The following is a 15,137-nucleotide window of genomic DNA, read 5'->3' on the forward strand; positions in this document are numbered from 1 at the left end:
AGTTTTAGCCAATATTCAGTCAATTATCATCGTATGATGCTGGATACGATGTGTATGGTAGAGCTTTGGCGAAGACATTTAAACCTATCTCCTTTTCCAGAAAATTGGCAATCTCGTATTGTTAGTGCGGTTTACTGGTTGTACGCTATGGTGGACTCCAACACGGGCGATGCCCCTAATCTTGGCGCAAACGACGGTGCCCATTTGCTAGCTTTGTCAGATGCCGATTATAGAGATTTTCGTCCGTCAGTGCAGTTATCTATGGTTCTATTTGTTGGTAAATTGGCTTATCAGGGTAATGGGGCATGGAATAATACCCTTGATTGGCTAGGTGTTAAATTGCCAGTGGAGTTAGCCATTCAAACCGATAATTACCTGTTTGATAATGGCGGTTACGCTGTTTTTCGTAAGAATAATGCAATGGCATTATTGCGTTTTCCTCGTTTCCGGTTTCGTCCAAGCCAGGCTGACGCGTTGCACGTCGATTTATGGGTTGCAGGCAAAAGTTTGCTTAGCGACGCTGGCACTTATAGCTATAATACCGAAAAGAAGTGGCTGGATTATTTTTCAGGTACGCTAGGTCATAATACGATACAGTTTGATGATAGAGACCAAATGCCAAGATTAAGCCGTTTTCTGTTCGGAGAATGGTTAAAATCAAGCTATGAGTTAACAAGACTTGCAGATGACACCCAATTATTCCGGGCAAGCTACCGCGATTACAAAAATGCAAGCCATACCCGCTCTATAAGATTGACCGATGATGGCTTAAGTGTGTACGACGAAATTGCTGGCCTTAAGGACAAAGCTATCTTGCGCTGGCGACTATGTCCAGGGCAATGGCAAATTAATGATCAATCGCTAACCCTTGGCAGTCATTCACTTAACATTACTGCTAGTGCGCCTATTATACGATTTGAAATTGTAGAGGGCTGGGAGTCACGTTATTATTTACAAAAGACCAGCGCCCCTGTTTTAGAAGTTGAGCTAAGCCAAGAAGGGAAAATAGTGACAGAGTTCAGGTTGCATTCATGAAAATATTGTATTTTCATCAACATTTCTCTACGCCTAAAGGATCTGCTGGAATCCGCTCTTATGCTATGGCGTGCAAATTAGTTGATCATGGCCATGAAGTCGTCATGGTCTGTGGAAGTTATGGCGGCGGACAAACGGGATTAACCGGCGAATTTGTCAATAATCGGCGCCAAGGTAATGTCGATGGCATTGAAATTATTGAATTAAATTTAGCATACTCCAACAAAGATGGGTTCATCAAGCGTGGATTTACTTTTATCAAGTTTGCTGCTCACAGTGTGATTATTGCTTTAACCAAAGATTATGATCTTGTATTTGCAACCACAACGCCATTAACCGCAGGTATTCCAGGAATTTTCGCTCATTGGTTAAAGGGCAAAAAATTTGTGTTTGAAGTGAGGGATTTGTGGCCGGAATTGCCTAAAGCGATGGGGGTGATAACGAATCCCGTAATCCTTGCGTTGATGTATTTCTTAGAATGGGCATCGTATCGGTCAGCCAATCGCCTAATTGGTTTGTCACCCGGAATTGTCGAGGGAATTACCGCTCGTGGAGTGCTTAACAAAAATATAGCAATGATTCCGAATGGTTGCGATATTACACTATTTAATAGTTTCGATCAGCCCTGGCGGCCAGAAGGTGTTAATCCTTCCGACCTCATGGCAATTTTTACCGGAACGCATGGGATAGCCAATGGCTTGGATGCGGTTTTAGATGTTGCGGCTGTACTTAAGAAACGAAACCGTAATGATATAAAATTGGTGTTGGTCGGAGAAGGCAAGCTTAAAGCCGAGCTTATAGTGCGGGCAAAAGAACTTGAATTAGAAAACGTTATATTTCATCCACCTGTTAATAAAGCAAATTTGGCAAATTTGATGGCTGCGGCCGATATAGGCATGCAAATACTGGCTAATATTCCTGCTTTTTATTTTGGAACTTCACCTAATAAGTTTTTTGATTATATTTCAGCAGGGCTACCGGTTTTAAATAATTATCCTGGCTGGTTAGCAGAGATGATAGTGGATAATAATTGCGGTTATGCGGTGCTTCCTGAAAACCCGGAGTTATTCGCGGATGCATTAGTTAATGCAGCTGATAATAAAGATGAGCTGAAAGTTATGGGCGTTAATGCTAAAGACTTAGCAGTAAAGAAGTTTGACCGGAATAAGCTTTCTGCCCAATTTGTTGACTGGTTAGAAGGAACGCAATGAAACGTATTTTTGATATTGCAATCGTTGTCCTATTTTTGCCGTTTTGGTTACCGATCCTATTGATTATTTCATTTCTGGTAAAAATAAAGCTGGGTTATCCCATATTCTTCCGGCAAACAAGACCTGGTTTGCAAGGAAAACTGTTTGAGATGGTCAAATTACGAACGATGACCGATGAGCGGGATGCGTTGGGTAATTTGTGTGCTGATGAAATACGGCTTACTCCATTCGGGAAATTTTTGCGTTCTACCAGTCTGGATGAATTGCCGGAACTCTGGAATGTGCTTAAAGGTGACATGAGTTTAGTGGGTCCAAGACCTCTGCTTGTGGAATATTTGCCTTTGTATACCGACGAGCAAGTGCGTCGTCATGAAGTTAAACCTGGGGTAACCGGTTGGGCGCAAATTAATGGCCGCAACGCCATTAGCTGGGAAGAAAAATTCAAACGCGATGTTTGGTATGTTGAGAACCAATCGGTAAGATTAGACATTAAGATTTTACTCTTGACGGTTAAAAAAGTTTTGATCCGGGATGGAATTAATACAGAAGGACATGTGACAATTGAACCATTTAAAGGCATTCATTGATAAGAAGGCTGGCAATCTTAGGGGCTAGCGGACACGGCAAAGTAGTTGCTGAAATTGCCGAGCTTTGCGGTTGGGATGAAATTCATTTTTTCGATGACAATTGGCCGGATGTGATTACTAATGGCCCGTGGAATGTGCTGGGGGACACAAACAGCTTAGCGAAAAATTCTGACGCTTATAACAGCGCAATAGTTGCCATCGGAAACAATTCCATTCGTTATGACAAATCGTTGTATTTAATTGCACAGGGGTTCAATTTAGCAACTCTGATTCATCCGCTCGCAATTGTAAGTGGCTATTCAGAGATCAGTGCAGGTTCTGTCGTTATGGCGGGGGCTGTAATTAATCCCTTTGCTAAGATTGGTATGGCTACTATCATCAATACTTCTGCTACGGTAGACCATGACTGCATGATCGAGTACGGCGTACATGTTAGCCCTGGAGTAAATATTGCTGGTGCCGTATTTGTAGGAGCGTTAACTTGGTTAGGTATAGGGGCAAATATAAAACAATGTGTGTCAATTGGTCGGCAGGTAGTGGTAGGGGCTGGATCAGTAGTTGTGAATGATATTTCTGATGGTTTAACTGTCGTTGGTGTTCCAGCGAAAGCCTTTTAATTTTAGTATCGATATATGTTAAATACGAATTTTTCTCCTTGGCCAAGCTATTCAACCGAAGAAGCTGATGCCGTCCATAAGGTTCTATTGTCCAACAAAGTAAATTACTGGACGGGTAATGAATCTCGCGAATTTGAAAAAGAATTTGCGGCCTTTACAGGCTGTGCTTACGCAGTTGCACTGGCAAATGGCACTGTAGCCTTAGATGTGGCATTCAAAGCGTTAGGAATCGGTGAAGGTGACGAAGTCGTTGTTACTTCGCGCACTTTTCTAGCGTCTGTCTCTTCAATCGTTAATTCAGGAGCTAGGCCAGTATTTGCGGATGTGGATGCGGATTCTCAAAATATCTCACCAACCACTATAAAAGAGGTCATTACACAACGGACGAAAGTCATCGTATGTGTGCATTTAGCGGGCTGGCCTTGCGACATGGATGGCATTATGGCTTTGGCTGCTGAATACAACCTGTTTGTGATAGAGGACTGTGCACAAGCACATGGTGCAAAATACAAAGGGAAGTCTGTTGGCTCAATAGGCCATATTGGTGCTTGGTCATTTTGTCAGGATAAGATTATGACGACAGGCGGTGAAGGCGGCATGGTAACCACTAATGATAAATTGTTGTGGTCAAAAATGTGGTCCTTCAAAGATCATGGCAAGTCATGGGCAGCGGTATACGAAACAGAACATCTGGCTGGATTTAGATGGCTACACGATAGTTTCGGGACTAATTGGCGAATGATTGAGATGCAAGCAGTTTTAGGGCGGATACAACTTAAGCGTATGAAGGAGTGGAATGCAAAACGCCAAGCTAACGCGTATAAGATTTGGGGTGCTGCGCGTGAGATTGCTACCCTTAGGGTGCCTAGTTTGCCCGATTATATTCAACATGCTGCTTATAAATGCTATGTGTTTGTGCGTTCGGAAGGACTTAAGGATGGTTGGAGCCGTGACCGCATTATGGATGAAATTATTGCAGATGATGTCCCGTGTTACTCAGGGTCTTGTTCGGAAGTTTATTTAGAAAAAGCATTTGAGAACACTGGATGGCGGCCTGAAAAACGCTTAGCTATAGCAAAAGAATTAGGGGAAACTAGCCTGATGTTTTTGGTCCATCCAACTTTGACTGAGTTCGAAATCCAGAAAACATGTGATGTTGTTGTTAAAGTAATGGCGAAAGCCTCAAAATAGATTGTCCGTCATGTACTAGCGATGTCGTTTGTTCAGTCTTGTTAAGGCAAGCTATCATGATAGTTTAGAAATTTAATGTTAAATTCAATTTGAATAGGTCTATGTCTATATGGGTTCACAATTAGCCCACTGGTTTATAAGCCTTTCCAGGCGCACAAAAGCGGCCATACTAATCAGTGCGGATATTTTTTTCGCGTTGTTGGCTTTTTGGGCTGCATTTTCCTTACGTTACGGTGAGCTTTATGTACCTAAAGGTAATATATGGTATCTGTTTGTTACTGCGCCTATTGTCGCCTTGCCCATTTTTTTAAAGCTGGGGCTGTACCGGGCAATCATCCGTTACATAGAAATTAGGGCGTTATGGACGATTATTCAAGCTTGCACCCTTTATGCACTTATTTTTGCATTTATCCTGTATCAATCCGGCGTTAAGGGCATTCCCCGGACAGTTTCACCTTTAAATTGGCTGAATATGATGGTGCTTGTTGCCAGCAGCCGGTTTTTTGTGCGCTGGTGGTTAGGTGAAACTTATATTAGTTTGAGCGGCGGCAGGCGTTTTGGAAGAAATAGCAAAAAAAATGTTGTTATTTATGGGGCTGGTAGCGCAGGTGTCCAATTGGCTGCTGCGTTATATCATGGTCGTGAATTTAAGCCGGTAGCTTTCATTGATGACGATACCGCGTTACATAGACAAAAGGTTAATGGCTTACGTATTTATCCGCTGAGTTCACTGTGTTATTTAATTGAGCGACACAAGTTGTCGGATGTGCTGTTGGCTATCCCATCTGCAACACGGTCAAGAAAGAGTGAGATCATCGGTTTATTGGAACCTTATGCGGTACATGTGATGTCTATGCCGGGATTATCCGAAATTGCGGAAGGTAAGGTTAAGGTTGATTCGCTACAGGAGATCGAAATTGGTGATCTTTTGGGTCGGGATTCAGTGCCTCCAGATACTTCACTGTTATCCGCTAATATCATCGGCAAGGTGGTAATGGTGACTGGGGCGGGTGGATCGATAGGCTCCGAGCTATGTCGCCAAATTATAGAACTACAGCCGAAGCTATTGGTTCTTTTTGAATTAAGCGAGTATTGTCTGTATGCGATTGAAAAAGAGTTACAACAGCTATCCACTAATGCAAACCCTGCACAAGAGATAGCAATAATTTCAGTGCTCGGTTCAGTGACGAACGCATCCCGAGTCGAAAGAGTGTGCAAAACATTTGCAGTGCAAACTATCTATCATGCCGCAGCCTACAAACATGTGCCGATGGTTGAGAAGAATCCAGGCGAGGCGGTCTGGAATAATATCTTTGGGACTTTAAATACCGCAAAAGCCGCCATTAGCTCAAACGTTGAAACATTTGTGTTAATTTCAACAGACAAGGCAGTAAGGCCCACCAATACTATGGGTGCTACCAAGCGTTTTGCTGAATTGATCCTGCAAGCGCTAAGCCAGGATGCTGATAATCATCACACTCGTTTCACCATGGTAAGGTTTGGTAATGTATTAGACTCATCCGGCTCTGTTGTGCCATTGTTTAGGGAACAGATAGCGCGGGGCGGCCCTGTGACGGTTACCGACGCTAGGGTTATCCGTTATTTTATGACGATACCAGAGGCGGCACAGTTGGTGATTCAGGCTGGGGGCATGGGCTTAGGTGGAGATGTTTTCGTTTTAGACATGGGCGATCCCATTCGAATTATTGATTTGGCAAAGCGCATGATTCATCTAAGCGGCCTGGAAGTAAAAGACAAAAGTCATCCAGGAGGAGAGATCGAAATCAGTCTTATTGGCCTACGACCAGGTGAGAAGCTCTATGAGGAATTGTTGATAGGGGACAATGTTTCCGAAACCGCGCATAAGCGCATCATGCGTGCTGAAGAGCAGATAATCTCTTGGGCGGAATTGGAAATATTGCTCGCGACATTGGAAAAAGCGACCCAGAATGAAGATTTTGAGCTGGTTAGATCGGTCTTAAAATATGCGGTTACAGGTTATGTGCCACAGTGTGATGTTGAAGACGTGCTATGGAAACACGCCATTAAGGAAAATATCGCGCGAAGCGAAAATGAAGACAAAAAAAACCTCCCGTTGTGCTGTCACAGCGGGAGGTGAAAAATCAAGCAGAGTTATGAGGGGGTTCTGCTTGTATTACAACACAGTTGAAGAAAGCTAACGCGTTTAGTTGGTACGCATAACCACGTTGCTGTAAATTGCAGCACCTGCAAATAGCACAGTTGAGAAGATGAATTGGCCGGAAATAAAACTCCAAATTCCCGTGATGAACAACAATCCTATCAAGATGTCTTTGTTTAAATTACTCATTAATTAAGTCCAAAAAAGTTAAAAACCAAGTTGTTCAGTATCGGGCTAGTTGATAAGCCCTTAGCTGATCGTATGGTGTACAGTATAGACAGATAATAATATAAGACAATACGCCTAATAATAAACGTATTGTTTCTTATTAATAAACAATAATAAAAGTCAAGTTTTTTGTTAACTCTGTCACAATTATTGTGCTGAAATCAACTTGAAACCTTTATTTCAGTTAGGATATTGGGCTTTGCTTGACTAAATGAAAGCAAATTATTTTGTGCAAGGAATAAAAAACCTTCCTAATCTTCGTCTTTTGCTATTGCAGTTTGAGGATTGCCGGTTTCAACATCACTTCTGGGGGTATACAGCCTGGAAAATAATAACCCTATTTCAAACAGCAGCCACATTGGGATAGCCAGCATTGTTTGGGAAATGGCATCAGGCGGGGTTAGGAACATGCCTACTATAAACGCACCCAAAAAGACGTAAGGACGCTGTGCAGCGAGCGTGGCAGGAGTGACTATTCCCGTCCATACCAAGACAATGGTGAGTATGGGTATCTCGAAACAGACACCGAATGCAAAAAACATGGTCAACGCAAAGTCCAGATATTTGGTGATGTCAGTCATAACGGCAACGCCGACAGGAGCTGTTGCAGTTAAAAAACCAAATACCAACGGGAAAACCACAAAGTACGCAAAAACCACACCCAGATAAAACAACAGGGTGCTGGCGATTATTAACGGCAGAATCAGACGGCGTTCATGCTTATACAAGCCTGGCGCGACAAATGCCCAAAATTGATACAGTATGATTGGTATTGAAATAAATATAGCGGCAATCAGTGAAAGCTTAAAGGGGGTTAAAAAAGGTGAAGCCACATCGATAGCAATCATAGTGCTATTCGCAGGCATGTGTTTCATCAAGGGATCAGCTACTAAGCTATAAATTTTATTGGTGTAGCCGAGGAAGGTAAGACCAAAAAATACGGCTAGTACACAAAAAACAATCCACAGTAAGCGATTGCGTAGCTCTATAAGATGGCTGATAAAAGTCTGCTCAGGTTGCTCGAGACCCTCTTCAGGATTAACTTCGCTCATCCTGATCTACGTTTTTTTGCGTTATATTGTTAATTTCTGGTTTCAGGCTGATTGATTCTTTCATAGAATGAAAATCACTGGAGGTATCATCAAGAATTTTCTGAAAATCCTTGATGCCAGTTTGGTTTTTAAGCGATTGGCGGAGCTCTTCCGCTTGAAACTCTTCGCTGATTTCTTGTTTGACGGAAGCTAGCATTCGTTTTGATTTGGCTACCCAAAACCCAGCCATCCGAGCGACCTTGGGCAATTTTTCCGGCCCTATGACCAACAGGGCCACCAGTGCGACCATGCAAATCTCAGAAAAGCCTACTTCAAACATCTTAGCTCTTATCTTCTTTTTTGGAGGTAACTTCGCCGTCTATGGGCTTATCGTCATCGCTTTTAGCGATGTCTTTATCTTCCTCTTCACGCAGGGAAGAACGAAAACTTTTGATTGCTCCACCCAAATCAGCACCTACATTTTTAAGGCGTTTAGTCCCAAAAATAACAATAATAATAGCCAACACGATCAACAATTTTGTAACACTGATGCCCATTGTAGCTCCTGCATAGTTAATCAAGAATGAACAATATATACTATTTACTTAGTCTTTACGCTGCGATTTTTCATCCAGGCCAGACAACCCAAAGCGCCGTTGCAGCTCACTCAATACATCATCAGGACCTAATCCTTGGTCAGCCAGTAAAATCATACAATGAAACCAAAGGTCGGCGGTTTCATAAATAATCTGTTGTTTATCGCCGCCTTTTCCGGCAATTATGGTTTCGGCTGCTTCTTCACCAATTTTTTTCAGGATGGTATCTAGACCTTTTGCGTACAGGCTGGCAACATAAGATTTGTCTGCTGATTCCAGTTTACGTTGTTCCAGCACTTGTGCCAGTTGTTGCAATACGTCACTCATGGACTTTGTAGATGTTCTTAGGGTCTTTAAGTACGGGCGAAACTGCTAGCCATTTGCCTTCTAATAATTGTCGGTAAAAACAACTTTCCCGCCCTGTATGACAAGCGATGCCGCCAATTTGTTCGACCAACAACACAATAACGTCTTCATCACAATCGAGATAAATACCGGCAATTTTTTGACGATGTCCTGATTCCTCACCTTTATGCCAGAGTTTATTGCGCGACCTGGACCAATACACGGCATAGCCTTCACTTACAGTCAAAGCTAAAGATTCCCGATTCATCCAAGCAAACATGAGGATTTTACCTGTTTCAGCATCTTGTGCGATAACGGGTACTAAACCTTCGTCTGTCCAGCTTATTTCATCCAGCCATTGGGTGCTGCTCATAAGCGAACCTCAATTCCGCGTTCAGCCATGCGTTCTTTGGCTTGCTGAATGGTGTATTCGGCAAAATGAAAGATACTGGCCGCTAACACCGCATCGGCCTTGCCTTCGATGATGCCATCCGCCAAATGATCCAGGTTGCCGACACCTCCAGATGCAATAACGGGTACGGAGACTGCTTCGCTAATGGCGCGGGTTAACGGCAAATCAAAACCGATACGCGTTCCATCCCTGTCCATGCTGGTCAACAGGATTTCACCTGCGCCGTATTGAACCATTTTTTTCGCCCATTCAACCGCATCAATACCTGTGCTCTTACGTCCGCCGTGGGTAAAAATTTCCCACCGACCTGCTTCACCCTGCTGACTTACTTTCTTGGCATCAATGGCGACGACAATGCACTGAGAGCCAAAACGTTCAGCCGCTTCGCGGACAAACTCTGGATTAAACACGGCAGCACTGTTAATGCCGACTTTATCGGCACCTGCATTCAACATTCGGCGAATATCTTCTAACGTACGAATACCACCACCCACCGTCAAGGGAATAAACACTTCACTGGCGACTTGCTCAACGACATGAACCATTGTTTCACGGTTATCGTGGGTTGCGGTAATATCGAGGAAGGTAATTTCATCCGCCCCTTCCCTATCATAACGTCTGGCGATTTCTACCGGATCGCCGGCATCGCGAATATCAACAAACTTTACGCCTTTGACGACGCGGCCATTGTCAACGTCCAAGCAAGGGATGATGCGTTTTGCGAGGCTCATCAGTCGAATGATGCAGCCAATTTGGCGGCTTCGGCAAAATCAAGCGTTCCTTCGTAAATAGCCCTGCCAGTGATTGCACCCATAATGCCGTCACCAGCAACTGCCCCCAAAGCTTTAATGTCTTCTAGTGAAGTAATACCGCCGGAAGCAATGACTGGGATACGTATAGCCCTAGCCAATTTTGCCGTGGCTTCTACGTTGACCCCCTGCATCATGCCATCCCTGGAAATATCAGTGTAGATAATGGCTTCAACGCCGTCTTCCTCGAAGTGCTGCGCCATGTCAATGACATCGTGGCGTGAAAGTTTTGACCAACCATCGATTGCCACTTTGCCATCTTTGGCATCGAGCCCGACGATGATGCGACGCGGATATTCTATCGCCATTTCTTTGACAAAATGCGGTGTGTTAACTGCTTTGGTGCCAATAATGACGTATTCGACTCCAGCATTCAGGTATGCCTGTATGGTTTCTTCGTCACGGATACCGCCGCCAATCTGCACGGGTACGTTGGGATACGCTTCCACAATGGCATGAATGACATCGGCATTGCGCGGTTTTCCGGCGAATGCGCCATCCAAATCGACCAAATGAATGCGTTTGGCACCTGCTGCTACCCAGCGACCAGCAACAGCGACCGGATCATCGGAAAAAACCGTGTCATCATCCATGCGACCCTGGCGTAAACGGACACACTTGCCTCCTTTAAGATCAATTGCGGGTATTAACAACATACAAGTAAGTCCTCAACAGCAAATAGTTTAGTCGAATAGTGGTTAATCAAAGCGTCCATCCCAACGCAAAAAATTTTTCAGCAACTGCAAACCCACCGCCTGGCTTTTTTCGGGGTGGAATTGTACGGCAAAAATGTTTTGTTGGGCGAGTGCGCAGGCAAAAGCAGCCGGATATTCAGCTGTTCCAGCAACTACAGAAGTGCTATCAGGTTTGGCATAGTAACTGTGGACAAAATAAAATCGACTGTCCTGCGCTATGTTTTTCCATAATGGATGGGGTACTTGATGTACTTGATTCCAGCCCATGTGCGGTATTTTCAGGATATTGCCGTTATAGTCTTTCAGGGATTCAGCAAAGCGGACGACATGCCCAGGAATAATGCCCAATGTTTGGGTGTGACCGCTCTCTTCGTTATCGGTCAACAGAGCTTGCATCCCTAAGCAAATTCCTAAAAATGGCTTGATCTTGGCAACTTCTGTAATGACTTTTGATAAGCCCGATTGGTTAAGTGCTTGCATACAATCACCTATCGCCCCGACACCAGGAAATACAACCCTATCGGCATTCTGGATAGCTTCTGCTGATGAAGTAACATGCACGTCGCATTCAGGCGAGGCATGTTGCAAAGCTTTTGCAATGGAATGGAGATTACCCATACCGTAATCAATAACAGCGACTGAAGACATTTTAGAAAAGAATCAGAAAGGGCTAGAAATCAGAGGCTACCTTTGGTTGACGGCATCATGCCTGCCATCCTGGGATCAAGTGCAGCAGCCATCCGTAAGGCACGCCCCATCGCCTTAAAAATGGTTTCAGCAACATGATGGGCGTTAGTTCCTTTCAGGTTGTCGATGTGCAAGGTAATACCCGCATGATTGACAAAGCCTTGAAAGAATTCACGAAATAAATCTACATCAAAACTGCCAATCGTGGAGCGTGGAAACTTAACGTCGTACACTAAGCCTGGGCGACCGGAAAAATCCACGACTACACGGGACAGGGCTTCATCTAACGGGATGTAGGCATGGCCATAACGAACAAGACCTTTTTTGTCGCCGACAGCTTTGGCGAAAGCTTGTCCCAAAGTGATACCAACATCTTCAACAGTATGATGAGCATCAATTTGCAAATCACCTTTGGCAACGACTTCAATATCAATTAAACCATGTCTGGCGATCTGGTCGAGCATATGTTCAAGGAAAGGAACGCCTGTATCAAACGAGGATTTCCCTGTTCCATCAAGGTTAATGTTGACGTTGATTTGCGTTTCGAGGGTATTACGCTCGATTTGTGCAGTACGCTGTTCCATTTTCTGGGATTTGGTGAGGGCTTAAAGTTTAATCACAGTGCTTATTGTAGTACAAGTAACAGGCTGTTATCTCGGTAAAATAAAAAATTTTATTTAAGATTCGGTACTAAAACTTCACGACTAATGCTTTAAAAATCACCGCCATCATACAAGTAATCTTAAGACTACAGCAAGATACGCCTTTACCTGCATTTTTTATGCGGCTTTACTGAGATAATCCAATCGTCGTCAAAAGTGAAGACGGATGAAGTATTTTCAACGGGATGCTACCAAGGATTGATCCCAAAGCTGACCAAGCAGACGATAACAGCCCCTTCGTGCAATGCGACGGGGCTTTTTTATGGCTTAAATAAAGCCTCCAGTTATAAAAACCACAACGAATTGGCTTGGTTTAACCTTTTGCTGCTCTTTTCCGTTCGTTTTCAGTCAATAATTTCTTGCGTAAACGTATCGATTTCGGCGTAACTTCTACCAGTTCGTCTTCTGCTATAAATTCTAGCGCCTGCTCCAATGTCATTTTTTGAATCCGCGCCAACACCAGACTTTCATCAGTACCCGATGCGCGGACGTTAGTTAATTGCTTAGGTTTACAGGGATTTACGCACAAATCATTGCTGCGGGAATGTAAGCCTACTAACATGCCTTCGTAAACCTCATCGGCATTGACCAATAACAATTCGCCGCGCTCTTGCAATGGATGCAATGAATACGTTACGGCTTTGCCTGCCACCATTGAAATCATCACGCCGCGTTGACGATTGCCTACTTCACCGGCTTTCATCGGACCGTAATGGTCGAATACATGGTAAAGCAAGCCCGACCCCGAGGTTGCCGTCATAAATTCGGTCTGGAAACCAATTAGCCCGCGTGAAGGCATCATGTATTCCAAGCGAATTCGACCTTTGCCGTCTGGCACCATATTGGTCAAGTCGCCTTTACGCTCACCCAGTTTTTCCATGATAGTACCTTGATGGATTTCTTCCACTTCAATAGTGACCATTTCAAAGGGCTCGCATTTTTTGCCGTCAATTTCTTTAATGATAACTTCTGGACGCGATACGCCCATTTCAAAGCCTTCGCGGCGCATGTTCTCGATCAGGACGGACAAATGCAATTCGCCACGGCCGGATACCTTGAATTTATCAGGGTCTCCCGTATCTTCAACTTTTAGGGCGACGTTATGTTGCAATTCTTTTTCGAGTCGGTCGCGGATTTGCCGAGTCGTAACATATTTACCTTCTTTACCGGCAAATGGTGAATTATTGACTTGAAACGTCATCGTCACCGTCGGTTCATCTACTGATAACGGCGGCATAACTTCAACCAAATCGGGATGACAGATGGTGTCGGAAATTTCCAGTTTTTCAATCCCAGCAAAGGCGATAATGTCACCAGCACGGGCTTCAGGGACTTCGATTCGTTCTAGGCCATGAAAGCCATAAATTTGTAACATGCGCCCTTTGCGTTCAACGCCCTCGCGATTAACAATAGTCAATTGTTGGTTGGGTTTAATGCTGCCGCGCTGGATACGCCCAATACCAATAACGCCGACATAAGTATTGTAATCCAGGCTGGAAACCTGCATTTGAAACGGGCCGTCCATATCAACCGCAGGTGGTTTTACTTTTGACACGATCGTTTCAAACAACGGCGTCATATCACCTCCGGTGATAGTGTGTTCCAAACCGGTATAGCCATTGATTGCCGAAGCAAATACGATAGGAAAATCCAGTTGTTCGTCGGTTGCACCCAAGCGGTCAAATAAATCAAAGGTTTGATCGACTACCCAATCAGGACGTGCGCCAGGACGGTCAATTTTATTGATAACGACGATGGGTTTTAAGCCTAAAGCAAAGGCTTTTTGGGTGACAAAACGGGTTTGCGGCATCGGGCCATCAACGGCGTCGACCAACAGCAAAACTGAATCCACCATCGACAAAACCCGTTCGACTTCGCCGCCAAAATCAGCATGGCCGGGGGTATCAACAATATTGATATGGTAACCGTTCCAATCCAGGGCGGTATTTTTTGCCAGAATGGTAATTCCGCGTTCTTTTTCAATATCGTTGGAATCCATCATGCGCTCGGTCACTTTGGTGTGGGCGGCAAACGTACCGGATTGTTGCAATAATTTATCAACCAGGGTCGTTTTACCGTGGTCAACATGGGCGATGATGGCGATATTTCTTAAATTTTGGATCACTTTAGCTGTGTACTCTAAGGGTTTAGTGGTTACCAGAAGTTGTTGAACCATCTGGCTTAAGTAGGTAAAAAGTAGAATGTTCAGGATGTCCGTTTTGGACTTTATTTCCTTGTTTGGCCTAGTTTACTATGAGCTATGAGGCTAACTTTGTTGCCAAGGCAAGCCGCAATACCGCCAGCCGCCTAAGTTACCGCGATGATTTTGTGAGTCTAATGGACCTTCAAAACCGTCAATGATATTGATAAGCCGCTTATAACCCGCATCTTCCAAGGCTTTTGCGGCACTTAACGAGCGTTGTCCACTACGGCATAAAAATAAGATTGGCGCATCAAGATTGGGTATCAATTTACTAACATCACTAACAAAATTGGGGTTAATTGCCCAGATTGGCGCTTCTTTCCACGCGACATGAACAGCACCAATCGGATGACCGACATAAGCGTGTTCCATCTGCGTGCGTACATCGACCAAAACGGCGGAGGCATTTTGCTGTAGTACTTCCCAGGCTTGTTGAGGTGTTAGGTTTTCTATCATTTGGGTTATAGAAGCACTGCGCGATGAGTTTTATTAGTTATATTAGCTAATGTTAACTGCCTATTATCGCATTACTTCATTTTTGGTCAAGAAATCAACGAATTACTTTACAAATAAATCACCTAATTACAAGTATTATTGATTGCAGACGTTGATTTGATAGCTTATTGGGCAATGATTACGACTTATTATCGCGCGTTAATGTTTGGTTAGGTTCGCATTGATAAGGCCA

At 44.0% G+C, this 15,137-nt stretch carries 18 protein-coding genes; 6 read left to right on the plus strand and 12 right to left on the minus strand.

Annotated features, from left to right (window positions below; all coding sequences use genetic code 11):
• The 6 genes from ABL924_RS11100 to ABL924_RS11125 all read left to right on the plus strand — a co-directional run.
• On the plus strand, positions 1-1,035 hold a 1,035-nt coding region (locus tag ABL924_RS11100; RefSeq protein ID WP_349027161.1), incomplete at its 5' end, for a heparinase II/III-family protein.
• Entirely contained in the window at positions 1,032-2,246 is a 1,215-nt protein-coding gene (locus tag ABL924_RS11105; protein WP_349027162.1) for a glycosyltransferase family 4 protein, read from the plus strand. The genes ABL924_RS11100 and ABL924_RS11105, both read left to right, overlap by 4 nt.
• Positions 2,243-2,833, plus strand: a complete 591-nt coding sequence (locus ABL924_RS11110) for a sugar transferase (protein WP_349027163.1) — start codon at positions 2,243-2,245, stop codon at positions 2,831-2,833. Before ABL924_RS11105 ends, ABL924_RS11110 begins: the two co-directional genes overlap by 4 nt.
• Positions 2,830-3,450, plus strand: a complete 621-nt coding sequence (locus ABL924_RS11115; RefSeq protein WP_349027164.1) for an acetyltransferase — start codon at positions 2,830-2,832, stop codon at positions 3,448-3,450. The genes ABL924_RS11110 and ABL924_RS11115 overlap by 4 nt, the downstream gene beginning before the upstream one ends.
• A gap of 15 nt (positions 3,451-3,465) precedes the next feature.
• Complete coding sequence (locus ABL924_RS11120; RefSeq protein WP_349027165.1) at positions 3,466-4,641, plus strand: DegT/DnrJ/EryC1/StrS aminotransferase family protein; 1,176 nt, start codon at positions 3,466-3,468, stop codon at positions 4,639-4,641.
• Positions 4,642-4,750: 109 nt separating this feature from the next.
• Positions 4,751-6,760, plus strand: coding sequence for a nucleoside-diphosphate sugar epimerase/dehydratase (locus tag ABL924_RS11125; protein WP_349027166.1), 2,010 nt, complete (start codon positions 4,751-4,753; stop codon positions 6,758-6,760).
• A 66-nt stretch (positions 6,761-6,826) separates the two neighbouring features.
• Here the strand turns inward: ABL924_RS11125 and ABL924_RS11130 are convergent, their stop codons facing one another.
• From ABL924_RS11130 to ABL924_RS11185, 12 genes are all read right to left on the minus strand, one after another.
• Positions 6,827-6,970, minus strand: coding sequence for a hypothetical protein (locus ABL924_RS11130; RefSeq protein ID WP_349027167.1), 144 nt, complete (start codon positions 6,968-6,970; stop codon positions 6,827-6,829).
• Between the two features lie 290 nt (positions 6,971-7,260).
• Positions 7,261-8,061 carry a twin-arginine translocase subunit TatC gene (tatC, locus tag ABL924_RS11135; RefSeq protein WP_349027168.1) on the minus strand — a complete coding sequence of 267 codons (801 nt, stop codon included), beginning with the start codon at positions 8,059-8,061 and terminating at the stop codon, positions 7,261-7,263.
• Complete coding sequence (gene tatB, locus ABL924_RS11140; RefSeq protein WP_349027169.1) at positions 8,048-8,380, minus strand: Sec-independent protein translocase protein TatB; 333 nt, start codon at positions 8,378-8,380, stop codon at positions 8,048-8,050. Before tatB ends, tatC begins: the two co-directional genes overlap by 14 nt.
• Position 8,381: 1 nt before the next feature.
• The gene (tatA, locus tag ABL924_RS11145) at positions 8,382-8,597 is read right to left on the minus strand and encodes a twin-arginine translocase TatA/TatE family subunit (protein ID WP_349027170.1); all 216 of its coding nucleotides are present in this window, start codon (positions 8,595-8,597) and stop codon (positions 8,382-8,384) included.
• 48 nt (positions 8,598-8,645) lie between these two features.
• Positions 8,646-8,963 (minus strand): phosphoribosyl-ATP diphosphatase, encoded by a 318-nt coding sequence (locus tag ABL924_RS11150; RefSeq protein WP_349027171.1) that lies wholly within the window; start codon positions 8,961-8,963, stop codon positions 8,646-8,648.
• Positions 8,956-9,354, minus strand: coding sequence for a phosphoribosyl-AMP cyclohydrolase (hisI, locus tag ABL924_RS11155; protein ID WP_349027172.1), 399 nt, complete (start codon positions 9,352-9,354; stop codon positions 8,956-8,958). Before hisI ends, ABL924_RS11150 begins: the two co-directional genes overlap by 8 nt.
• Entirely contained in the window at positions 9,351-10,124 is a 774-nt protein-coding gene (gene hisF, locus ABL924_RS11160) for an imidazole glycerol phosphate synthase subunit HisF (RefSeq protein WP_349027173.1), read from the minus strand. The genes hisI and hisF overlap by 4 nt, the downstream gene beginning before the upstream one ends.
• A complete protein-coding gene (gene hisA, locus ABL924_RS11165) occupies positions 10,124-10,858 on the minus strand; it encodes a 1-(5-phosphoribosyl)-5-[(5-phosphoribosylamino)methylideneamino]imidazole-4-carboxamide isomerase (RefSeq protein ID WP_349027174.1) in 735 nt (244 codons plus the stop codon). The genes hisF and hisA overlap by 1 nt, the downstream gene beginning before the upstream one ends.
• A gap of 42 nt (positions 10,859-10,900) precedes the next feature.
• Entirely contained in the window at positions 10,901-11,545 is a 645-nt protein-coding gene (gene hisH, locus ABL924_RS11170; protein WP_349027175.1) for an imidazole glycerol phosphate synthase subunit HisH, read from the minus strand.
• 29 nt (positions 11,546-11,574) lie between these two features.
• Positions 11,575-12,168 carry an imidazoleglycerol-phosphate dehydratase HisB gene (gene hisB, locus ABL924_RS11175; RefSeq protein ID WP_349027176.1) on the minus strand — a complete coding sequence of 198 codons (594 nt, stop codon included), beginning with the start codon at positions 12,166-12,168 and terminating at the stop codon, positions 11,575-11,577.
• Positions 12,169-12,559: 391 nt separating this feature from the next.
• Positions 12,560-14,371, minus strand: a complete 1,812-nt coding sequence (typA, locus tag ABL924_RS11180) for a translational GTPase TypA (RefSeq protein WP_349027177.1) — start codon at positions 14,369-14,371, stop codon at positions 12,560-12,562.
• A 141-nt stretch (positions 14,372-14,512) separates the two neighbouring features.
• Positions 14,513-14,905 carry a rhodanese-like domain-containing protein gene (locus ABL924_RS11185; protein WP_349027178.1) on the minus strand — a complete coding sequence of 131 codons (393 nt, stop codon included), beginning with the start codon at positions 14,903-14,905 and terminating at the stop codon, positions 14,513-14,515.
• Between the last annotated feature and the right edge of the window lie 232 nt (positions 14,906-15,137).

This window comes from Methyloglobulus sp. (assembly GCF_040079455.1).
In the GTDB taxonomy this organism is placed as follows: domain Bacteria; phylum Pseudomonadota; class Gammaproteobacteria; order Methylococcales; family Methylomonadaceae; genus Methyloglobulus.